The 21,138-nt window shown below is 71.6% G+C and carries 18 protein-coding genes; 6 read left to right on the top strand and 12 right to left on the bottom strand.

Annotation, left to right across the window (positions count from 1 at the left end; all coding sequences use genetic code 11):
• Nucleotides 1-14 precede the first annotated feature (14 nt).
• Both IEY71_RS02765 and IEY71_RS02760 read right to left on the bottom strand, forming a co-directional pair.
• Nucleotides 15-1,019, bottom strand: coding sequence for a hypothetical protein (locus IEY71_RS02765; protein WP_189083765.1), 1,005 nt, complete (start codon nt 1,017-1,019; stop codon nt 15-17).
• A gap of 116 nt (nt 1,020-1,135) precedes the next feature.
• Nucleotides 1,136-2,161, bottom strand: a complete 1,026-nt coding sequence (locus IEY71_RS02760; RefSeq protein ID WP_189083764.1) for a glycerophosphodiester phosphodiesterase family protein — start codon at nt 2,159-2,161, stop codon at nt 1,136-1,138.
• 155 nt (nt 2,162-2,316) lie between these two features.
• Here IEY71_RS02760 and IEY71_RS02755 point away from each other — a divergent pair, with 155 nt between their 5' ends.
• Nucleotides 2,317-3,120: a Bax inhibitor-1/YccA family protein gene (locus IEY71_RS02755; RefSeq protein ID WP_189083763.1), complete on the top strand. Its 804-nt coding sequence runs from the start codon at nt 2,317-2,319 to the stop codon at nt 3,118-3,120.
• A 111-nt stretch (nt 3,121-3,231) separates the two neighbouring features.
• Here the strand turns inward: IEY71_RS02755 and IEY71_RS02750 are convergent, their stop codons facing one another.
• From IEY71_RS02750 to IEY71_RS02710, 9 genes are all read right to left on the bottom strand, one after another.
• On the bottom strand, nt 3,232-4,509 hold the full coding sequence (locus IEY71_RS02750) for an RNA polymerase sigma factor (protein WP_189085042.1): 1,278 nt from the start codon (nt 4,507-4,509) through the stop codon (nt 3,232-3,234).
• Between the two features lie 82 nt (nt 4,510-4,591).
• Nucleotides 4,592-5,023: a YciI family protein gene (locus IEY71_RS02745; protein WP_229781496.1), complete on the bottom strand. Its 432-nt coding sequence runs from the start codon at nt 5,021-5,023 to the stop codon at nt 4,592-4,594.
• 119 nt (nt 5,024-5,142) lie between these two features.
• Nucleotides 5,143-6,081 carry an L-lactate dehydrogenase gene (locus IEY71_RS02740; protein ID WP_189083762.1) on the bottom strand — a complete coding sequence of 313 codons (939 nt, stop codon included), beginning with the start codon at nt 6,079-6,081 and terminating at the stop codon, nt 5,143-5,145.
• Nucleotides 6,082-6,195: 114 nt separating this feature from the next.
• Nucleotides 6,196-7,773 (bottom strand): glutamine-hydrolyzing GMP synthase, encoded by a 1,578-nt coding sequence (gene guaA, locus IEY71_RS02735; protein ID WP_189083761.1) that lies wholly within the window; start codon nt 7,771-7,773, stop codon nt 6,196-6,198.
• Nucleotides 7,770-8,246, bottom strand: coding sequence for a DUF3817 domain-containing protein (locus tag IEY71_RS02730; RefSeq protein ID WP_189083760.1), 477 nt, complete (start codon nt 8,244-8,246; stop codon nt 7,770-7,772). Before IEY71_RS02730 ends, guaA begins: the two co-directional genes overlap by 4 nt.
• A 9-nt stretch (nt 8,247-8,255) precedes the next feature.
• A complete protein-coding gene (locus tag IEY71_RS02725) occupies nt 8,256-9,053 on the bottom strand; it encodes an SURF1 family protein (protein WP_189083759.1) in 798 nt (265 codons plus the stop codon).
• Between the two features lie 87 nt (nt 9,054-9,140).
• The gene (locus tag IEY71_RS02720; protein WP_189083758.1) at nt 9,141-10,871 is read right to left on the bottom strand and encodes a glycerol-3-phosphate dehydrogenase/oxidase; all 1,731 of its coding nucleotides are present in this window, start codon (nt 10,869-10,871) and stop codon (nt 9,141-9,143) included.
• A 129-nt stretch (nt 10,872-11,000) separates the two neighbouring features.
• On the bottom strand, nt 11,001-12,125 hold the full coding sequence (locus IEY71_RS02715) for a GuaB3 family IMP dehydrogenase-related protein (RefSeq protein WP_189083757.1): 1,125 nt from the start codon (nt 12,123-12,125) through the stop codon (nt 11,001-11,003).
• Between the two features lie 22 nt (nt 12,126-12,147).
• Nucleotides 12,148-13,848, bottom strand: coding sequence for an ABC-F family ATP-binding cassette domain-containing protein (locus IEY71_RS02710; RefSeq protein WP_189083756.1), 1,701 nt, complete (start codon nt 13,846-13,848; stop codon nt 12,148-12,150).
• Between the two features lie 153 nt (nt 13,849-14,001).
• Here IEY71_RS02710 and IEY71_RS02705 point away from each other — a divergent pair, with 153 nt between their 5' ends.
• Nucleotides 14,002-15,153, top strand: coding sequence for a MalY/PatB family protein (locus IEY71_RS02705; RefSeq protein ID WP_189083755.1), 1,152 nt, complete (start codon nt 14,002-14,004; stop codon nt 15,151-15,153).
• Between the two features lie 151 nt (nt 15,154-15,304).
• Here the strand turns inward: IEY71_RS02705 and guaB are convergent, their stop codons facing one another.
• On the bottom strand, nt 15,305-16,807 hold the full coding sequence (gene guaB, locus IEY71_RS02700; RefSeq protein WP_189083754.1) for an IMP dehydrogenase: 1,503 nt from the start codon (nt 16,805-16,807) through the stop codon (nt 15,305-15,307).
• A 415-nt stretch (nt 16,808-17,222) separates the two neighbouring features.
• Between guaB and IEY71_RS02695 the strand changes: the two genes are divergently transcribed.
• The 4 genes from IEY71_RS02695 to IEY71_RS02680 are packed head-to-tail and all read left to right on the top strand — an operon-like array spanning nt 17,223 to nt 21,095.
• On the top strand, nt 17,223-18,437 hold the full coding sequence (locus IEY71_RS02695) for a branched-chain amino acid ABC transporter permease (RefSeq protein WP_229781495.1): 1,215 nt from the start codon (nt 17,223-17,225) through the stop codon (nt 18,435-18,437).
• 13 nt (nt 18,438-18,450) lie between these two features.
• Entirely contained in the window at nt 18,451-19,431 is a 981-nt protein-coding gene (locus tag IEY71_RS02690; protein WP_229781625.1) for a branched-chain amino acid ABC transporter permease, read from the top strand.
• Nucleotides 19,421-20,335 carry an ABC transporter ATP-binding protein gene (locus IEY71_RS02685; protein ID WP_189083751.1) on the top strand — a complete coding sequence of 305 codons (915 nt, stop codon included), beginning with the start codon at nt 19,421-19,423 and terminating at the stop codon, nt 20,333-20,335. Before IEY71_RS02690 ends, IEY71_RS02685 begins: the two co-directional genes overlap by 11 nt.
• Entirely contained in the window at nt 20,322-21,095 is a 774-nt protein-coding gene (locus tag IEY71_RS02680) for an ABC transporter ATP-binding protein (protein WP_189083750.1), read from the top strand. The genes IEY71_RS02685 and IEY71_RS02680 overlap by 14 nt, the downstream gene beginning before the upstream one ends.
• The last annotated feature ends 43 nt before the right edge of the window (nt 21,096-21,138 follow it).

The raw sequence follows: 21,138 nt of genomic DNA, 5'->3' as shown, positions 1-21,138 counted from the left end.
CCGACCCCGCTGACTCAGGCCGGCGGCTGCGGCGCCGGGGGCTGCGGCCCAGGTGCGGGCGGCGGGGGCGGCGTCGGCTGCGCATACCCGGGCGGAGGCGGCGGGGTCGTCGGCTGCCCGTAGCCGGGAGGAGCCGGCGGTGCGGGGTACCCCGGCTGTGCGGCCGGCTGACCGTACCCGGGCTGGCCGTACCCCGGCTGGCCGTACCCCGGCTGCACCGGCGGCTGCCCGTACCCGGGCTCGCCGTACCCCGGCTGCTGGACCGGCTGCTGGCCGTACCCCGGCTGCCCGTACCCAGGCTGCTGCCCGTACCCAGGCTGCCCGTACGCGGGCTGCGCCGGTCGCGGCTCCTTCGGCTCGAAGGCGCGCAGGATGAGCGGGATGACCGCGGCGACGACCGCGACGAGCGAGGTGGCGCCCGCGGTGCGCCACCACCAGTCGGGCCAATCGGGCTCGGGGAACGCCGAGGGGATCGAGAGCACGAGCGCCGTCGCCCAGACGAAGATCAGCGTGACGATGCCGGAGATGCGCGTCGCCGTCTTCTTCGCCCGCGCGACGAAGTGCAGCCCGTAGAGCTGGGTGAGCAGCAGCGCGAGCCGCAACAGGATGACGACGGCGATGAAGCGGCCGATCTGGGCGGCCCAGACGCCCGGGTCGGCGGTGTTGGCCGGCTGAAGCCAGCCGTTCCACACCTTCATCAGGCCGATCGCGACGAGCACCACGTTGACGATGGTCGAGGCCGCGAGGTACCAGCGGTTGGGCCCGTCGGCGATGGTCGTGTCGAGCAGCACGGTGCCGGCGAACACCGCGACGAGCAGCATGGTGAGCCACGCCCGCCCCGCGACGTTCGCCTGATCGCCGACGATGATGAAGAAGCCGCCGAGCAGCGCTGCCGCCACCAGCATGCCGATGGAGAGCCAGAGTGCGATCCTCGCGGTGCGCGAACGCTGCACCGGTGCGGACCCCGGTGCTGGGACCGATCCCTGAGCGGGATCGGGACCCGGAGTGGAGCTGGACATCGTTCCTCCTGTCGACGCCGGCGTGCTGGGATCCCCAGCCTAGCGACACGCCCCCGGCCGCGCCGAGGCATCCGCCCGGGCTGTGGACAGACGCCGCGCCCCCGGAGACCGAGCCCTCAATCGCGCCCGTCGCGCGCCTCGACCCCGAGGTCGGGCTGGTCGACGAAGATCCCGTCGACCCCGGTGTCGATGACGGCGCGGAACTCCCCGAGCCAGTCCCCCCAGTGCGCGCGGGCCGTCCCCCGCCGGAACGCCGGTGCCAGGAAGCGGTTCTCCGGGCGGAGCGTCCAGGTGTAGACGGCGAGGCCGGCGCTGTGCGCGGCGTCCACGAGCTCCGCCCCGTGCAGCGGTCCGCGGCGCTTCGAGCCGCCGACGAGGCGCGACTTCGAGACGCTCACCCCGTCGAAGCGGCCGGCGAGCCGCATCAGCCCGGCCTCGGTCACGACCTCGTCGTAGCTCGTCGCGGCCGCGCCGTCGCGGAGCACGAGGTCCCAGGGCGCGCCCGACTCCTCGATGAGGAACACCCGGGACCCGTGCACGCCGCGATCGCCCAGGCGGTCGAGGATCGTCGGCTCGAAGGACTCGAGGATGAGCCGCCCGTCGCCTCTCCCCCAGCCGGCCGCCTCGAGCTCGGCGGCGAACAGCTCGTCGAGCGGCAGCCCGAGACCGGCGAAGTGGCTCGCGTGCTTGAACTCCGCCACGATGCGGAGCAGCCGCTGGCCTGCGTCCGCAGCATCCTCCACCAGCTCGAGCAGGTCCCGCAGCCGCAGCAGGGGGAAGCGGCCGTCGAAGCTCGCGCTCGTCTGGCGCAGCGCGCCCAGGCGCTCGGTCGCCCGCAGGGTCGCGAGCTCGGCCCAGGTGAAGTCCTCGGTGAACCAACCGGTGAGCGGAACTCCGTCCACCTCGCGGGTCGTGCGGCGTCCGGCGAACTCGGGGCGGCTCGCGACATCCGTCGTGCCCGAGATCTCGTTCTCGTGGCGCAGCACCAGCACGCCGTCGCGCGACGCGACGAGATCCGGCTCGACGGCCTCCGCGCCGAGCGCGAAGGCGAGCTCGTAGGCCGCGCGGGTGTGCTCGGGCCGGTAGCCGGAGGCGCCGCGGTGTCCGATGACGAGCGGATGGCCCGCGGTGTCTGCCAGCATGCGCATAGCGTAGCGACGGCATGGCACCTGGGGATGATCTCCGGCGCATTCTCGGCGTCGTCACGGCTGGACACGGTAGATTCGTAGGAATCCGGTATGCAGCCGCGCCCGGATTCCCCTCCACCCGACGAACGCCGAAAGCAGAGGAACCGTTCATGGCACTCGACAATCCCGCCTTCTCGCGGAACCCCGCATTCTCCCAGCAGGGGGCGGTGGCCGCAGCGCAGGACGTGTCGGCCCAGCAGCTGCAGGAGATGTACGACCGCCCGACCACGCTGCCCGACACCGAGGTCATGACGGTCGAGAACACCATCTCGAAGACCGTCGCCTCGTTCGGCGTGCTGCTCGTCGGCGCCGCCGCGGGCTTCGCCCTCACGCCGACCATGCCCTGGGTGTTCTGGGTCGGCGCCATCGTCGGCTTCGTGCTCGCGATGGTCAACATCTTCAAGCGCGAGCCCTCGCCCGCGCTGATCCTCGCCTACGCGGCCGCGCAGGGCCTCTTCATCGGCGGCATCTCGCTGATCTACGAGACCCAGTACTCGGGCATCATCGCCCAGGCCGTGCTCGGCACCCTCGCCGTGTTCGGCGTGACGCTCGCGCTCTTCGCGAGCGGCAAGGTGCGCGCCTCGAAGAAGGCCACCAAGGTCTTCCTCATCGCGATGGTGGGCTACCTGGTGTTCTCGCTCGTCAACATGATCCTCATGTGGACCGGCGTCAACACCGATCCGTGGGGCCTCCGCGGCGTCGAGATCATGGGCATCCCGCTCGGCCTCGTCATCGGCGTGCTCGTCATCCTGATGGCCGCGTACTCGCTCGTGCTCGACTTCGACGCGATCCAGCAGGGCGTGCGCAACCGCGCCCCGAAGAAGTACGGCTGGTCCGGCGCCTTCGGCATCATGGTCACCGTCATCTGGCTCTACCTCGAGATCCTGCGCTTCATCGCGATCGCGCGAGACTAGTCGCCGCAGCAGCTCGACTGCACGAACGGGTCGCCCTCGGGCGGCCCGTTCGTCGTTTCCGGCACCCCGATGCGCCGCGGAGCCCGCCGCCCGCTCGGCCCGGCCAGCGGCTCAGCCCCGGCCGCTCGCCTTCGCGAGCAGCACGGCGCGCTCCCGGGCGTTCTGCGTGCGCTCGGCGGCGAGCTCGAATTCGGCCCTGGCCTCCTCGTCGCGGCCGAGCCGCGCGAGCAGCTCGCCCCGCACGCTCGGCAGCAGGTGCGAGAGCGCCAGCCGCGGCTCACCGGCGAGCGCGTCGACGAGTTCGAGGGCGGCCGCCGGGCCATCCGCCATCGACACGGCGACCGCGCGGTTGAGGGCGACCACCGGCGATCCGGAGAGCTCCGCGAGCGCGTCGTACACGGCGACGATCGCCGCCCAGTCGGTGTCCTCGACCGAGGCGGCCCGGTCGTGCTCGAGCGCGATCGCCGCCTGCAGCGCGTACGGCCCGCGCCCGCGCCCGATCGCATCGGCGCGCTCGAGCGCCGCGCGGCCACGGGCGATCGCCCCGAGGTCCCAGCGGGAGCGGTCCTGATCGGCGAGCAGGACCGCGTTGCCCTCGGCATCCGTCCTGGCGGGGAAGCGCGCCGCGGCGAGCTCCATCAGCGCGACGAGGCCCTGCGCCTCGGGCTCCCGGGGCAGCAGCGCGGCGACGATGCGCGCGAGCCGCAGGGCCTCGCGACTGAGCTCCGGGCGCATCCAGTCCTCGCCGCCGCTCGCGGCGTGGCCCTCGGTGAAGATCAGGTAGAGCACGCCGAGCACCGCGTCGAGGCGCTCGGGCAGCTCCGCCCTGGGCGGCACCTCGAACGCGACGCCGGCCTCGGCGAGCGTCTTCTTCGCGCGCACGACGCGCTGCTGCACGGTGGCGACGGGTACGAGGAACATGCGCGCCACCTCCTCGCTCGTGAGGCCGCCGACCACGCGGAGGGTGAGCGCGACGCGCGCCTCCCGGCTGAGCACCGGATGGCACGCGACGAAGACGAGGCGCAGCACGTCGTCGTCGATCCGGTCGGGGTCGTAGGGCGGCGCCTCCGCCTCGGCCGCGCGCTCGGCCTCGAGGTCGTGCGCGATCGCCGCCACCCGCTCCTCGTAGCGCTCCCTGCGGCGCCACCCGTCGATGGCGCGGCGCTTCGCGACCGCGGTGAGCCACGCGCCGGGGTTGCGCGGCACGCCCTCGGCCGGCCACTGCTCGAGCGCCTCGGCGAGCGCCTCCTGGGCCAGGTCTTCCGCCTGGGCGAAGTCGCCGACGAAGCGGGTGAGTGCACCGACGATGCGCGGCGACTCGATGCGCCACACCGCCGCGACGCGCTCGGCGACGAGGGCCGGGTCGACCGCCGGAGCAGGGGCGGACACCTCGCCGGGCGCGCCGGAGCGCCGCACCGACTCCTCGTCGATGCGGCGCTCCTCGGTCTCGTGGCTCACGCGGCCGCCCGGCTCAGGCCTGTGCGGCCCGCTGGGCCTGCTCCTCGCGCCAGCCCTCCTCCTTCTGCACCCACTCGTTGTCGGCGGGGAAGTCGGAGGCGTCGGTCACCCGACGCACCTCGAGGAACGCGCCCGGCCCGAGCGGCGCCCGGCTCGCCCACTCGGCGGCCTCGGCCTTCGAGCCCACCTCGATGATCCAGAAGCCGTTGAAGAGCTCCTTGATCTCGCCGTAGGGGCCGTCGGTGACGAGCGGCGTCTCGCCGCTGAAGTCGACGACGAAGCCCTCGCTCGCGTCGGACAGGCCCTCGCCCGCGAGCAGCACGCCGGCCTTCATCATCGACTCGTTGTAGCGGCCCATCGCGGCGATGACCTCGGTGAAGTCCATCTCCTCGTAGGCGGCGACGCCGCGCTCGTCCGCACGCATGATCAGCATGTACTTGGTCATGATTCCGTCTCCTGTTCGGATCGATCGGGGCCGGTTCCGACCCTCTCACTCATGGCGTCGAACGGGAACCGCGCAGATCGACACGAGTGCGAAAAACTCTCCGAGAATCTTCTCGCGTCTCAGCCGAGGGCCTCGACAGCGGCGCGGATGGCCTCGGCGGAGGCCAGGAGGCGCGCCTCCTCATGCGCCGACATCGGGGTCTCGGCGACGACCCGGGCGCCGTGCGCCCCGACCACCGAGGGCAGGGAGAGCGCCACGCCCTGGATGCCGCGGACGCCGTCGAGCACGGTCGACACCGGCAGCACGGCGTGCTCGTCGCGGAGCACGGCCTCGACGATGCGCGCCCCGCTGAGCCCGATCGCGAGGTTCGTCGCGCCCTTGCCGCGGATGACCGTGTACGCCGCGTCGCGCACCTCGTGGGCGACGCGGTCGAGCTCGTCCATCGTGAACGGCTCGCCGCCGCGCCAGTCGAGGATCGGCACCGGGCCGATGCGCGCGTTCGACCAGAGCGGGAACTCGGTGTCCCCGTGCTCGCCCACGATGTCGGCGTGCACGCTCGCGGTGCCGACGCCCGCGCGCTCGGCGAGCCGCCAGCGCAGCCTCGAGGTGTCGAGCACCGTGCCGGAGCCGAACACCCGCTCGGCCGGCAGGCCGGTGACCCGCCGTGCCACGACCGTCATCACGTCCGCCGGGTTCGTCACGATCACGAACACCGCGCCCGGCGCCCGCTCGAGGAGCGTCGGCATGAGCCGCTCGAGGATGCCCGCGTTCGTCGCCGCGAGCTCCATGCGCGACTGCCCGGGCTGCTGCTTCGCGCCCGCCGTGACGACGACCACGTCGCTGCCCTCGACGACGGCCGGGTCCGCGCCGCCGGACACCGCGGAGCCGGTGAACTGGGTGCCGTGCGCGAGGTCGAGCACCTCGGCCTCGACCTTCTCGGCGGCGATGTCGTAGAGCGCCACCTCGGCGGCGCTCTCCCGGATGAGCGCGGCGTACGCGAGGCTCACCCCGACGCTGCCGGCGCCGACGACGGTCAGTTTCGTGCGCGCATTCGCCATGGCGCCATCCTGCCCTCCCCGGGCGCCGACGGCCAGTGCGTGCGCACTGCGTCGCCGGAAACGACGGAGGGCGCGGTCAGCAGACCGCGCCCTCCGGATGCCGGATGCCCCGGCTCACTCCCACTCGATGGTGCCCGGCGGCTTCGACGTGACGTCGAGCACGACGCGGTTCACCTCGCGCACCTCGTTGGTGATGCGGTTCGAGATCTTCGCGAGCACGTCGTAGGGCAGCCGCGTCCAGTCGGCGGTCATCGCGTCCTCGCTCGAGACCGGGCGGAGCACGATGGGGTGCCCGTAGGTGCGGCCGTCGCCCTGGACGCCGACCGAGCGCACGTCGGCGAGCAGCACGACGGGGCACTGCCAGATCTCCTGGTCGAGGCCCGCACGGCTCAGCTCCTCGCGCGCGATGGCATCGGCCTCGCGGAGCAGATCGAGACGATCACGGGTGACCTCGCCCACGATGCGGATGCCGAGGCCGGGCCCCGGAAAGGGCTGCCGGCCGACGATCGCCTCGGGCAGGCCGAGCTCGCGGCCGATGGCGCGCACCTCGTCCTTGAAGAGGGTGCGCAACGGCTCGACGAGCTCGAACTGCAGGTCTTCGGGCAGGCCGCCGACGTTGTGGTGGCTCTTGATGTTCGCCGTGCCCGCGCCGCCGCCCGACTCGACGACGTCGGGGTAGAGCGTGCCCTGCACGAGGAACTTGATGGGCGTGCCGTCGGCCGCCGCCTCGGCGAGGAGGTCGCGCTCCGCGGCCTCGAAGGCGCGGATGAACTCGCGCCCGATGATCTTGCGCTTCTCCTCCGGGTCGGTGACCCCGGCGAGGGCGTCGAGGAAGGTGTCTGCCGCGTCGACCGTGACGAGGCGCACCCCGGTCGCGGCGACGTAGTCCTGCTGCACCTGCTCGCGCTCGCCCTTGCGGAGCAGACCGTGGTCGACGAACACCGCGGTGAGCTGCTCGCCCACGGCGCGCTGCACGAGCGCGGTCGACACGGCCGAGTCGACGCCGCCGGAGAGGGCCGAGATGACCCGGGCGTCGCCGACCTGCTCGCGGATGCGCGCGACCTGCTCGGCGATGACGTTGCCCGAGTTCCAGTCGGCGGGGATGCCCGCGGCGCGGTGCAGGAAGTTCTCGATGATGCCCTGGCCGAACGGCGTGTGCTTCACCTCGGGGTGCCACTGCACGCCGTAGAGCTTGCGCTCGTCGTTCGCGAACGCCGCGACGGGGGTCGACTCGGTGGAGGCGAGCACCTCGAAGCCCTCGGGGGCTCGGGCGACCGAGTCGCCGTGGCTCATCCACACGGTCTGCCCGGCCGGCTGGTCGACGAGCAGCGCGTTGCCCTCGGCATCCACCACGTTCGCGTGCGTCGCGCCGTACTCGCGCTGGCCGGTCTGCGCGACCTCGCCGCCGAAGTGCTGCGCCATGACCTGGAAGCCGTAGCAGATGCCGAGGGTCGGCACGCCGAGCTCGAGCACCTCGGGGTCGAGCTGCGGGGCGCCCTGCTCGTACACCGAGCTCGGCCCGCCGGAGAGCACGATGCCGATCGGGTTCTTGGCGCGCACCTCCTCGGCCGTGACCGTGTGCGGCACGATCTCGGAGTAGACGGATGCCTCGCGCACCCGTCGCGCGATGAGCTGCGCGTACTGGGCGCCGAAGTCGACGACGAGGACGGGACGCTGTTCGGTCTCGCTCACTGGGCGGCCTCCACGGGCTGGTTGTCGGAATCTGCGGCCTCGGCCTCGCGGCGGTCGAGGTAGCTGCGGACCTCGCGGCCGATCTTGGCCTCGAGGAAGAAGGAGAGGAACGGCACGATGCCGCCGAGCGCGATGAGGATGAAGCGCGTGAACGGCCAGCGCATGAGGCTCCACAGCCGGAAGTCGCTGAAGAGGTACACGACGTAGAACCAGCCGTGCGCGATCAGGATGCCGGTGGAGAGGTTCACCCCGGTGCCGGTCGACTCGAGACCGCTCGCCGTCTCGAGCACGGGCTCGAAGCTGAGCACGCCGTTCGGGCCGAAGGCGTACAGCTCGAAGTGCCAGACGTACTTCAGCAGCATCTCGGCGCAGAGCAGCAGCAGCATCACGCCCGTGATGACCGACGCCACCTGGTAGAACTTCAGCGCCCCGCGGATGCGCGGCAGATCGGCGAGTTTGGGCTCGAGGGGCATGCCACCAGTCTACGCGGACTGGCTGAGCGCCTCCGCCTCGTCGCGCTCGCGCTCGACCGCGTCCCGCACGAGCCGGTACCAGAGGTAGATCGCGAAGCCCGCGAACACCACCCATTCGACCGCGTAGAAGACGTTCAGCCAGTTCAGCTCCACCGACTGCTCGGGCGGCGGCGAGTGGATCGCCTCGAGTCCGGGCGAGGCGTCCTTCGCCGTGACGTAGCCGAAGTACGCCGGCCGGTCGTCGAAGTCGGCCCACAGGTTCACGAGCTGCGCGACGGCGACCGTCTTCATCTCGAAGGGATCGGCGTCGTCCGCGGGCGCGATCGGGGCCTCGCTCGGCAGGAACCGGCCGACGAGGGTGGTGTCCTCCGAGCCGAGATCGCGCTCGAACTCGGCGAGCGCGCGCTCGGCCGCCTCGCGGTCGGGCGCCCAGCCGAGCGCGACGGGCAGTCCGCCCGGCGCGCCGTCGGTGACCTCGAGGTGCGCGACGACCCAGCTGCCCGCGACGCCGTCGTTCAGACGGCCGTCGACGATCACCGTGTCGCCGGGGACGAAACGCCCGGTGACCTCGACCATCTGCCCGGTCGCGCGCTGCTCGGTGGGCGCGTCGGGGGCGGCGAGCCCGGCGAAGGGCAGCACCTCCTCCGTCGGCCGCACCTCGACCGTGGCCTGCTCCACCGCCCGCTCGACCTGCCACTGCCCGAGCAGGGCGAAGGCGGCGGCGATGCCGAGGGCGAGGAGCAGGGCGAGCAGCCACCGCGGGCGCACCATCATGCGCAGCACGGCGCGGCGTGAGTCAGCGGACACGATCACCGAGCCTACCCGGACGCGGCTGGGGAAGCGGTGGGTGCCCGCCCGGCGCCCACGACGATGCCGGGGCGCCGGGCGGACCGATCAGTCGACCCGGACGATGTCCGGCGCCTCCAGCCGCACCCGGTCGGCCGAGGCGTCGTCGGGCTGCTCCTGCGAGGCGCGCTCGGCCTCGACGCGCTGCAGGTAGCGCTCGACCTCGAGGGTCTCGCGGGCCTCGTCCCAGCCGAGCACGCCGCCCATGAGCTTCGCCGCGACGGGCGCGGCCGAGACGCCGCGGTCCCACGCCTCGATCGAGATGCGGGTGCGCCGGGCGAGCACGTCGTCGAGGTGCAGGGCGCCCTCGTGCGAGGCCGCGTACACGACCTCGGCGGCGAGGTAGTCGTCGGCCCCGGGCAGCGGCTCGCCGAGCGCGGGGTCGTTGCGGATGAGGTCGAGCAGGTCGTCGGTCATCGTGCCGTAGCGGTTCAGCAGGTGCTCGATGCGCACCTTGTGCACGCCGAAGGCGCGGGCGATCTTGCCGCGCTTGTTCCACGCGGCCTGATAGCCCTCGGCGCCGAGCAGCGCGATGTCCTGCGTGGCCGACGGCGGGATCTTGCCGTCGAGCGCGTCGACGGCCGCGTCGATCGCGTCCTTCGCCATCACCCGATAGGTGGTCCACTTGCCGCCCGCGATGACGACGAGCCCGGGCACGGTGTGCGCGACGAGGTGCTCGCGGGAGAGCTTGGAGGTCTGGTCGCTCTCGCCCGCGAGGAGCGGGCGGAGGCCCGCGTACACGCCCTCGACGTCCTCCCGGGTGAGCGGCACCGCGAGCACGGCGTTCACGTGCTCGAGCAGGTAGTCGATGTCGGCCGCGGTCGCCGCGGGGTGCGCCTTGTCGAGGTTCCAGTCGGTGTCGGTCGTGCCGATCAGCCAGTGCCGGCCCCAGGGGATGACGAAGAGCACGCTCTTCTCGGTGCGGAAGATCATGCCCATCGCGGACTGGATGCGGTCGCGCGGCACGACGAGGTGGATGCCCTTCGAGGCGCGCACCTTGAAGGTGCCCCGCTCCCCCACCATGCGCTGGGTGTCGTCGGTCCACACGCCGGTCGCGTTCACGACCTGCTTGGCGCGGATCTCGAAGTGCTCGTCGGTCTCGAGGTCGTGCGCCTTCACGCCCACGACCCGCTCGCCGACCTTCAGGAAGCCCTCGACGTTCACGCGGCTCGCGACGTGGGCGCCGTAGAAGCTGGCCGTGCGCGCGAGCGAGGCCACGTAGCGGGCGTCGTCGACCTGGGCGTCGTAGTAGGTCAGGCCGCCCACGAGGGCGTCCTTCGAGAGCGAGGGGATGGCCCGCATGACCTGGCGCTTCGACAGGTGCCGGTGGTGCGGGACGCCCGGCGGGCGCCCGCCCGTGTAGCTGAAGATGTCGTAGAGCATCATGCCGGCGCCGATGTAGAAGCGCTCGAACACCCGCTTCTTCAGCGGGTAGAGGAAGCGCACCGGCTTCACGAGGTGCGGGGCGATGCGCTGCAGCAGGAGGCCCCGCTCGATGAGCGCTTCGCGGACCAGCCGGAAGTCGAGCTGCTCGAGGTAGCGGATGCCGCCGTGCACGAGCTTCGAGGAGCGGCTCGAGGTGCCGCTCGCCCAGTCGCGCGCCTCGAGGAGCCCGGTCGAGAGCCCGCGGGTGACCGCGTCGAGGGCGGAGCCGGTGCCGACGATGCCGCCGCCGACGACGAGGACGTCGAGCTCTTTCTCTTTCAGTCGCGCGATCGCCGCCGCGCGCTCCTCAGGGCCGAGCTTGTCCGACCGTGCCACCGACTTGAGCTTCGCCATCGTCGCCTCCCCAGACGTCGTATACCGCGCTGCTTCCACGCTACCCGACAACTCGGGCGGGAGGTCCGGCGATCACGACTCGGTTCGGCGAGCCCGGAACGCGGTACGGTCGGCGGGCTCCGGCCGGGCTCAGGCGCCCTGGTAGGGGGCGACGACGATCTCGACCCGCTGGAACTCCTTCAGGTCGGAGTAGCCGGTCGTCGCCATCGACTTGCGCAGCGAGCCCACGAGGTTGGCGGTGCCCTCGGCGTTCGGCGCCGGGCCGTAGAGGATCTCCTCGAGCGGAGCCACCTGGCCGACCTGCACGCGCTTGCCGCGGGGCAGCTTCGGGTGGTGCGCCTCGGCGCCCCAGTGCCAACCGCCGCCCGGCGCATCGGTCGCCCGCGCAAGGGCTGCGCCCAGCATGACCGCGTCGGCGCCGCAGGCGATCGCCTTCACGATGTCGCCGGAGGCCCCGACGCCGCCGTCGGCGATGACGTGCACGTACCGGCCGCCCGACTCGTCGAGGTAGTCGCGGCGCGCGCCCGCGACATCCGCCACCGCGGTCGCCATGGGCGCGTGGATGCCGAGCGAGGCGCGCGTCGTGGAGGCGGCACCGCCGCCGAAGCCCACGAGCACGCCCGCCGCGCCCGTGCGCATGAGGTGCAGGGCCGCGGTGTACGTGGCCGCGCCGCCGACGATGACGGGCACATCGAGCTCGTAGATGAACTTCTTCAGGTTCAGCGGCTCGACGTTCTTCGAGACGTGCTCGGCCGAGACGGTCGTGCCGCGGATGACGAACAGGTCGACGCCGGCCTCGACGACGGTCGAGTGCAGCTCGGCCGTGCGCTGCGGCGAGAGCGCGCCGGCGACGGTGACGCCCGCGGCGCGGATCTCGGCGAGCCGCTCGCGCACGAGGCCCGGCTGGATCGGCGCGGCGTACAGCTCCTGCATGCGCGCCGTGGCCTTGTCGGCCGGGAGGCTGCGGATCTCGGCGAGCACCGGCTCGGGGTTCTCGTAGCGGGTCCACAGGCCCTCGAGGTCGAGCACGCCGAGGCCGCCGAGCTGGCCCATCATGATCGCCGTCTTCGGCGAGACCACGGAGTCCATCGGCGCCGCGAGGAACGGCAGCTCGAACTGGTACGCGTCGATCGACCAGGCGACGGAGACGTCCTCCGGGTCGCGCGTGCGCCGGCTCGGCACGATGGCGATGTCGTCGAACGCGTAGACACGGCGGCCCCGCTTGGAACGGCCGATCTCGATCTCCTGGCTCACCGTCCCAGCCTACCCGGGCGCCTCATCGGGCGCGCGCCACGCGGCGCTCGTCCCAGACCGGGGCATCCGCCTCGACGACCTCGCCGTCCTCGCGGAACACGAGGAAGCGGTCGAAGCCGCGCGCGAACCAGCGGTCGTGGGTCACGGCGAGCACCGTGCCGTCGAAGCGCGACAGCGCGTCCTCGAGCGCCTCGGCCGAGACGAGGTCGAGGTTGTCCGTCGGCTCGTCGAGCAGCAGCATGGTCGCACCCGAGAGCTCGAGCAGGAGGATCTGCAGGCGGGCCTGCTGCCCGCCGGACAGGTGCTCGAAGCGCTGCTGCGCCTCCCGGGCGAGGCCGTAGCGGTCGAGCGCCGAGCTCGCCTGCTCGCGCGGCAGGCCCGGCCGCTCGGCGTCGCCGCGGAACAGGATCTCCAGCAGCGTCCGCCCGGTGAACTCGGGGTGCTCGTGGTTCTGCGCGAACCAGCCGGGCACGACCCGGGCGCCGAGCACGGCACGACCCGAGTGCGGCACCCGGGCGAGCCCCGCCGTCGCCTCCGTCCGGTGGCCCTGCATCGGGTCGGGGTCGCTGCCGCCGCCCGCGAGCAGGCGCAGGAAGTGCGACTTGCCCGAGCCGTTCGAGCCGAGCACGGCGACCCGGTCGCCATACCAGACCTCGAGCTCGAACGGCCGCATCAGGCCCGTGAGCTCGAGCCCCTCGCACACGAGCGCGCGCTTGCCGGTGCGCGCCCCGCGCAGGCGCATGTCCACCTCGCGGGCGGGCGGGCGCTCCTCCGGCGGCCCGGCCTCCTCGAACTTGCGGAGTCGGGTGACCGCCGCCTGGTACCGGGAGGCCATGCCGTCGTTGTACGTCGCCTTCACCTTGAGCGTCGCCACGAGCTGCTTCAGCGCCGCGTGCTGCTCGTCCCAGCGCCGACGCAGCTCGTCGAGCCGGGCGAAGCGCGCCTCGCGGGCCTCGTGGTACCCCTCGAAGCCGCCGCCGTGCACCCAGGCGGTGTTCCCTCCGCCGCCGAGCTCGATCGTCACGATGCGGTCGGCGGCCCTGGCCAGCAGCTCGCGATCGTGCGAGACGAGGAAGACGGTCTTCGACGTCTCCCGCAGCCGGTCCTCGAGCCAGCGCTTGCCGGGGACGTCGAGCGAGTTGTCCGGCTCGTCGAGCAGCAGCACCTGCTCGGGCCCGCGCAGCAGCGCCTCGAGCGCGAGCCGCTTCTGCTCGCCGCCGGACAGCGTCGCGAGCTCCCGCCAGCGGGCGCGCTCGAAGGGCACCCCGAGCGCGGCATCGGTGCAGTGGTCCCAGACGACCTCCTGCTCGTAGCCGCCGGCCTCGGCGTACTCGGCGAGCGCGGCGGCGTAGCGCATCTGCGCGGCGGTGTCCTCGTGCTCGATCAGCGCGTTCTCGGCGGCCTCGAGCTCGAGCGCGGCCACGCGGATCCGCTCGGGCGCGACCGAGACGAGGAGCCCCGCGACGGTCTCGGCGGCTCCCTCGGCGGTGCGGCCCGTGCCGATGAACTGGTCCATGACCCCGAGGCCGCCCTCGACCCGCACACTGCCTTCGTCGGCGGCGAGCTCGCCGCGGACGATCCGCAGCAGTGTGGACTTGCCCGCGCCGTTCGCGCCGATGAGCGCCGTCGTGCGGCCCTCCGTGACGCGGAAGGCGAGGTCGGCGAGGAGCGGCCGCCCGTCGGGCAGCGAGTAGGAGACGCCGTTGACGTCGATGAATCCCATGTCGAGACATCCGTTCGCATGCGGCCGCGCCGGACGCTCCGGGGCCGCGCCGCCTCGTGGGCAGCCGATCAGACTAGCGAGCGACGACTCGATCGGCAAACGCGACCGCGGCGGAGGGATGCCGAGCCCGGCCGTCTGCGGCAAGCTGGAGCCATGCATCGGATCGCCGCTCAGCCCCTCGACGTCCTCCGCACCCGCACGAGCGCCAAGTGGCGGCTCTACCCCGCCGATGTCCTGCCGCTGCCGGTCGCCGAGATGGACTACCCGCTCCCCGAGCCGGTCGCGGCGGCGCTGCACGCGGCGGTCGACCGTTCGGACACCGGCTACGCCGCCGGCAGCGGCCCCATCGCCGAGGCCTTCGCGCCCTTCGCCCTCGAGCGCTTCGGCTGGGAGGTCGACCCGGCCCGCGTGACGAGCACGGGCGACGTCGCCATGGGGCTCGTCGAGGTGCTCCGCCGGGTCACGAGCCCCGGCGACCGCGTCGTCGTGACCCCGCCGATCTACCCGCCGTTCTTCGACATCGTGACGGAGGCGTCGGCCGCGGTCGTCGAGGTGCCCATGACGGGCGGCATCGACGCCGGCTGGGCGCTCGACCTCGACGGCATCGACCGCGCCTTCGCCGCCGGGGCGAAGGCGATGCTGCTCTGCAACCCGCACAACCCGATCGGCCTCGTGCCGAGCCGCGACGAGCTCGCCGCCCTCGCGGAGATCGCCGCCCGGCACGGCGCCACGATCGTGTCCGACGAGGTGCACGGCCCGCTCTCGCAGCCGGACTCGGTCTACACGCCCTTCCTCAACGTCTCCGACGCTGCCCGCGAGTTCGGCGTCACCGTGACGGCGGGCACGAAGGCGTTCAACCTCGCCGGGCTCAAGGCGGCGATGATCGTGACGGCCTCCGAGCGCGGCGACGCCGTGCGCCGGGGCATGCCGTACGAGGTCGAGTGGCGGATGAGCCAGTTCGGCTCCATCGCGAGCATCGCCGCGTTCCGCGAGGGCGGCTTCTGGCTCGACGGCGTGCTCGCGAGCCTCGACGACAACCGGCGGCTGCTCGCCGAGCTCCTCGCCGACGAGCTGCCGGGAGTGCGCTACCGGATGCCGCAGGCGAGCTACCTCGCCTGGCTCGACTTCAGCGCGCTCGGCTGGGGCGACGACCCCGCCGCGTACGCGCTCGAGCACGCCAAGGTCGCCCTCGGCGTCGGGCCGCAGTTCGGCGCGACGGCCGGCCGCGGGCACGTGCGGCTGAACTTCGCGTGCACGCCCGAGGTGCTCGCCGAGGCGATCACCCGGCTGGCCGACGCGCGGTAGGGCCGGGCGGGCGGGACGGGACGGGACGGGCCCGTGCAGCTCGCGTCGGCGATCTGCCGTGGCACGCTTCGCGGCGCTGGCGCGCCGCGAGCGCTCCTGCTGCCGCCTGCTGAGGGAAGCGCGTCGCGGCTTCGCCGCGCCGCGCCGACCCTCAGCGCGTGTAGTTCGGCGCCTCGACGACGATCTGGACGTCGTGCGGGTGCGACTCCTTGAGCCCCGCCGGCGTGATGCGCACGAAACGGCCCTTGGTCTTCAGCTCCTCGATCGTGCGCGCGCCGACGTAGAACATCGACTGGCGCAGGCCGCCGATGAGCTGGTACGCCACGGCGGACAGCGGGCCGCGGTAGGGCACCTGCCCCTCGATGCCCTCGGGGATCAGCTTGTCGTCGCTCGGCACGTCGGCCTGGAAGTAGCGGTCCTTCGAGTAGGAGGTCTTCTTGCCGCGGGTCTGCAGCGCGCCGAGCGAGCCCATACCGCGGTAGGTCTTGAACTGCTTGCCGTTCTGGAAGACCAGCTCGCCGGGGCTCTCGGCGGTGCCGGCGAGCAGCGAGCCGAGCATGACCGTGTCGGCGCCGGCGACGAGCGCCTTGGCGATGTCGCCCGAGTACTGCAGTCCGCCGTCGGCGATGAGCGGCACGCCGGCCGGCATCGTCGCCTTCGAGGCCTCGTACACGGCCGTGATCTGCGGCACGCCGACGCCCGCGACGACGCGGGTCGTGCAGATCGAGCCCGGGCCCACGCCGACCTTCACGGCGTCGGCGCCGGCCTCGACGAGCGCCTTCGCACCCTCGTAGGTGGCGACGTTGCCGCCGATGACGTCGATGCCCGCGAAGGAGGGGTCGGCCTTCAAGCGGCGGATGATGTCGAGCACGCCGGCGGACTCGCCGTTCGCGGTGTCGACGACGAGCACGTCGACCCCGGCGTCGCGAAGGGCCTCGGCGCGCTCCCAGGCGTCGCCGAAGAAGCCCATCGCCGCGCCCACGCGCAGGCGCCCCTCGGCGTCCTTCGTCGCGTTCGGGTACTGCTCGCTCTTGTCGAAGTCCTTGACGGTGATGAGGCCGGTGAGCCGGCCCTCGTCGTCGATCAGCGGCAGCTTCTCGATCTTGTGCTCGGCGAAGATCGCGAGCGCCTCATCGGGGTTCATGCCGACGTGGCCGGTGATGAGCGGCATCCGCGTCATCACCTCGGAGACCTTCGTGCTCGGCTTCTCGAAGTCGGAGACGAAGCGCATGTCGCGGTTCGTGACGATGCCGACGAGCTTGCCCGCCTCGTCGACGACCGGCAGGCCGCTGACCCGGTAGGTGCCGCAGAGCGCGTCGACGTCGGCGACGGAGGCGTCGGGGGTGGTCGTCACGGGGTTCGTGACCATGCCGGACTCGCTGCGCTTCACCCGGTCGACCATCTCGGCCTGGTCCTGGATGGAGAGGTTGCGGTGCAGGATGCCGATGCCGCCCTGGCGCGCCATCGCGATCGCCATGCGGCTCTCGGTGACGGTGTCCATCGCGGCGGAGAGCAGCGGCGTGGCCACGCTGATCCGTCGGGTGAGCCGCGAGGTCGTGTCGGCCTCGCTCGGGATGACGTCGGTGTGCCCGGGCAGGAGCAGCACGTCGTCGTAGGTGAGTCCCGTGAATCCGAACGGATCGTTCCTGTCCATGTCTGCCCTTCGCTGCCGCCGCTGGTTTCGCCGCCTGGATCGATGCCGCCCGCGCGGGATGCGCGCGACGCGGTGCATCAATGTTAAGCGACGGCGGGGCCGCCGAATTCCCATCGTCGCTGCGTATTCGGGCCGCGCCCCGCACGAACGTTGCGCCGGACCCGTCGCTCGGATAACAATCGAGGGCCGTTTGTGTCACGGGCGAAACACCTGGGACATAATCGGCACGTACCGTCAACGACGTTGTCGACGGGAAAGGACCGGTCCCGGAGGTCCACAACGACCTCCGGAACCCCTTGGAGGTGCAGTGGAATCCACGCGAACAGTCCGACGGCATTCCCCAGGGAGATGGCTCGTACTCCTCGCAGTCCTACTGTCCGCACTCACTCTGTCCGGCATCGCAGCGTCCCCTGCGATGGCGGAGGCTGGGAGTACGGGCACAGACTCCGAAGAGTACGAGTACTTCTTCCTCGGGAATGTGCAGTACGAGGACGAACCGCTTGAAGGTGTCGAGATCACGGTCGAGGGCGGTGGCTTCAAAGCCAGCGCCGAGACGGATGCCGACGGCAAATGGCGCATCGGCGTGCCCGAGAAGGCCAGCTACAAAGTGACCCTCGACGAGGACACCCTGCCGAAGGGCGTCATCGTCGCGGAGGACGAGGAGAACCCGCGCACCGCGGAGTTCGGGCTCACCAACACGAAGTCGGTGAACTTCTTCCTCGGCGAGGGCACCAGGCAGACCGTCTCGTTCTTCGACCAGTTGCTGAACCGGCTGGCGAACGGCGTGAACTTCGGCCTGCTGCTCGCCCTCGCGGCGATCGGGCTCTCGCTGATCTACGGCACGACGGGCCTCAGCAACTTCGCGCACTCCGAGATGATCACCTTCGGCGCGCTCATGCTGCTGACCTTCTCCAGCGACCTCGGCTTCCCCGTCTGGATCGCGATCATCATCGCGCTGCTGCTGAGCCTCGGCCTGGGCTGGTCCCTCGACGGGGTGATCTGGAAACCCCTCCGAAGACGAGGGGTCGGAGTCATCCAGCTGATGATCGTGAGCATCGGCCTCTCGCTCGCGATGCGGTACACATACCAGTTCTTCTACGGCGGCGCGACCAGGCAGCTGCCCGGCGCCTCCCCCGCCGACCTGCAGCTCGGGCCGATCTCGCTCTCGTGGATCGACCTCGTCAGCATGGGCGTCAGCGTCGTGGTGCTCCTCGGCGTCGCGTTCCTGCTGATGCGCACGCGGATCGGCAAGGCGACCCGCGCGGTCGCCGACAACGCGAGCCTCGCCGCCACGAGCGGCATCGACGTCGACCGGGTGATCCGGATCGTCTGGGTGCTCGGCGCCGGCCTCGCCGGTCTGAGCGGCATCCTCTGGGCGTACTACCGCCCCGGCGTCAGCTGGGACATGGGCTTCCAGATCCTGCTGCTGGTCTTCGCAGCGGTCACCCTGGGCGGTCTCGGCACGGCGTTCGGCGCCCTGATCGGTTCGCTCATCGTGGGCATCTTCGTCGAGCTCTCGACGCTCTGGCTGCCCTCCGACATGAAGTTCGTCAGCGCGCTCGTCGTGCTGATTCTGGTGCTCCTCTTCCGGCCGCAGGGCATCCTCGGCCGACGAGAGCGGATCGGGTAGGAGGCCGACGATGATCGATTGGGGAAGCATCTTCTCGAACGCGGCGGTCGAGCTCATCAGCCCGACCACGGCCGCCTACGCCCTCGCGGCGCTCGGCCTCGCGGTGCACTTCGGCTACACCGGCCTGCTGAACTTCGGCCAGGCGGGCTTCATGGCCATCGGCGCCTACGGCTACGCCATCTCGGTGCTCACCTTCGGGTTCCCGGTGTGGGGCGCCGTGCTCGTCGGCATCGGGGCGTCCATCGTGTTCGCCCTCATCCTCGGCATCCCGACCCTGCGGCTGCGGGCCGACTACCTCGCGATCGTCACGATCGCGGCGGCCGAGATCGTGCGCCTCCTGTTCACGACGAACACCTTCGTCGCGGTGACGGGCTCGGCGAACGGCCTCAGCGAGTACAAGGGCGGATTCCGGGCGCTGAACCCGCTGAGCTTCGAGGGCAAGGCCGGCTTCGGCCCCTGGATGTTCAGCGCGAACGACTGGTGGAACATCATCGTCGGCTGGAGCGTCGTGATCCTCGCGGTGCTCTTCACCTGGCTCCTCATGCGCAGCCCCTGGGGCCGCGTCATCAAGGGCATCCGGGAGGACGAGGACGCCGTGCGCGCCCTCGGCAAGAACGTCTACTCCTACAAGATGCAGAGCCTCATCATCGGCGGCGTCTTCGGCACCCTCGCGGGCATGATCTTCATCATGCCGCGCGCGGTGATCCCCTCCGCCTACGCGACCTCGCTCACCTTCTTCATCTGGGCGATCCTGCTCCTCGGCGGAGCCGCGACGATCCTCGGCCCCGTGCTCGGATCGATCGTGTTCTGGGTGCTGCTGTCCTTCTTCTCGGGCTTCATCGCCCGCGCGGTCGAGGCCGGCTGGTTCCCGATCTCCGAGGTGCAGGCGGGACAGCTCCGGTTCATCCTCGTCGGCGTCGCGATCATGCTCCTCGTGATCTTCAGACCGCAGGGGCTGCTCGGAAACAAGAAGGAGATGTCTTTTGTCAAGTGAGACCACTCCCACGTCCAAGCCGGTGAAGTCGACCGGCCTCCACCTCGGCGACGCCGAGCCCGGCTGCCGCAAGGTCGACCCGATCCTCGTCGCCGACGGCGTGACGCGCACCTTCGGCGGCCTGACGGCCGTCGACGTCGCCCACGTCGAGATCCCGCGCGGCGCGATCACGGCCCTCATCGGCCCGAACGGCGCCGGCAAGACGACGTTCTTCAACCTGCTGACCGGCTTCGACAAGCCCGACTCGGGCACGTGGCAGTTCGACGGCCGCTCCCTCGCGCACGTGCCCGCCTACCGGGTCGCGCGCATGGGGCTCATCCGCACCTTCCAACTGACGAAGTCGCTCGGCCTGCTGAGCGTGCTCGACAACATGAAGCTGGGCGCCAAGGACCAGACGGGCGAGAACCTGTTCCGCTCGTTGCTGCCGTTCCTCTGGCGCAAGCAGGAGCAGCAGATCGAGGCGAAGGCCGTCGAGCTGCTGACCCGGTTCAAGCTCGACGCGAAGCAGCACGACTACGCGGCGAGCCTCTCCGGCGGGCAGCGCAAGCTCCTCGAGATGGCGCGGGCCCTCATGAGCGACCCGACGCTCGTCATGCTCGACGAGCCGATGGCCGGCGTGAACCCGGCGCTCACCCAGTCCCTCCTCGACCACATCCTCGACCTGAAGACGCAGGGGATGACCGTGCTCTTCGTCGAGCACGACATGCACATGGTCCGGCACATCGCCGACTGGGTCGTGGTGATGGCGGAGGGACGCATCGTGGCGGAGGGCGACCCGCACTCCGTCATGCAGGACCAGGCCGTGATCGACGCCTACCTCGGCGCCCACCACGACACGGACCTCGGCGCGGCGCACACGTCGAACGTCGAGGCAGTGAAGGAGCTCATCGATGACGAACAGTGAACCGGCCGGCGCCACGGCCGTGACCGAGGCCCCCGGCGACACCGTCGTCGAGGTCGCCGAGGTCACCGCGGGCTACCTGCCCGGCGTGAACATCCTGAACGGCTGCTCGCTCGTCGCGAGGCAGGGCGAGCTCATCGGCATCATCGGCCCGAACGGCGCCGGCAAGTCGACGCTGCTGAAGTCGATCTTCGGCCTCGTGAAGGTGCGCAAGGGCGCCGTGCTGCTGAACGGCGAGGACATCACGAACCTGAAGGCGAACAAGCTCGTCGCCAAGGGCGTCGGCTTCGTGCCGCAGACGAACAACGTGTTCCCCTCGCTCACGATCCAGGAGAACCTGGAGATGGGCCTCTACCAGAAGCCCAAGGGGCTGAAGGAGCGGCTCGAGTTCGTGACCGCGATCTTCCCCGAGATCGGCAAGCGGCTCGGCCAGCGGGCCGGCTCGCTCTCGGGCGGCGAACGGCAGATGGTCGCGATGAGCCGAGCCCTGATGATGGGGCCGCACGTGCTGCTCCTCGACGAGCCGAGCGCCGGGCTCTCCCCCGTGAAGCAGGACGAGGCGTTCCTGCGGGTGAAGGAGATCAACCGCGCGGGCGTCACGACCATCATGGTCGAGCAGAACGCCCGGCGCTGCCTGCAGATCTGCGACCGCGGCTACGTGCTCGACCAGGGCCGCGACGCCTACGAGGGCACCGGCCGCGAGCTGCTGAACGATCCCAAGGTGATCGGGCTCTACCTCGGCACCCTCGGTCAGGACGACTGAGCGGCCGCCTCAGCGCCGCTGACGGGCGGGTGGATGCCTCGGC

Origin of the sequence: Agromyces mediolanus (genome assembly GCF_014648575.1) — a bacterium.
GTDB classification, from domain to species: Bacteria; Actinomycetota; Actinomycetes; order Actinomycetales; family Microbacteriaceae; genus Agromyces; species Agromyces mediolanus.
Note: the sequence above shows the minus strand (reverse complement) of the source record. Positions and strands in the feature narration are given on the sequence as shown.

Bases quoted from the DNA above. Each gene is read 5' to 3' on its own strand.
- IEY71_RS02740 (WP_189083762.1), bottom strand. From the start codon at position 6,081: ATGGCGAATGCGCGCACGAAACTGACCGTCGTCGGCGCCGGCAGCGTC.
- IEY71_RS02705 (WP_189083755.1), top strand. From the start codon at position 14,002: ATGCATCGGATCGCCGCTCAGCCCCTCGACGTCCTCCGCACCCGCACG.
- IEY71_RS02765 (WP_189083765.1), bottom strand. From the start codon at position 1,019: ATGTCCAGCTCCACTCCGGGTCCCGATCCCGCTCAGGGATCGGTCCCA.
- IEY71_RS02720 (WP_189083758.1), bottom strand. From the start codon at position 10,871: ATGGCGAAGCTCAAGTCGGTGGCACGGTCGGACAAGCTCGGCCCTGAG.
- guaB (WP_189083754.1), bottom strand. From the start codon at position 16,807: ATGGACAGGAACGATCCGTTCGGATTCACGGGACTCACCTACGACGAC.
- IEY71_RS02730 (WP_189083760.1), bottom strand. From the start codon at position 8,246: ATGCCCCTCGAGCCCAAACTCGCCGATCTGCCGCGCATCCGCGGGGCG.
- IEY71_RS02680 (WP_189083750.1), top strand. From the start codon at position 20,322: ATGACGAACAGTGAACCGGCCGGCGCCACGGCCGTGACCGAGGCCCCC.
- IEY71_RS02745 (WP_229781496.1), bottom strand. From the start codon at position 5,023: ATGACCAAGTACATGCTGATCATGCGTGCGGACGAGCGCGGCGTCGCC.
- IEY71_RS02710 (WP_189083756.1), bottom strand. From the start codon at position 13,848: ATGGGATTCATCGACGTCAACGGCGTCTCCTACTCGCTGCCCGACGGG.
- IEY71_RS02755 (WP_189083763.1), top strand. From the start codon at position 2,317: ATGGCACTCGACAATCCCGCCTTCTCGCGGAACCCCGCATTCTCCCAG.
- IEY71_RS02760 (WP_189083764.1), bottom strand. From the start codon at position 2,161: ATGCTGGCAGACACCGCGGGCCATCCGCTCGTCATCGGACACCGCGGC.
- IEY71_RS02695 (WP_229781495.1), top strand. From the start codon at position 17,223: ATGGCGGAGGCTGGGAGTACGGGCACAGACTCCGAAGAGTACGAGTAC.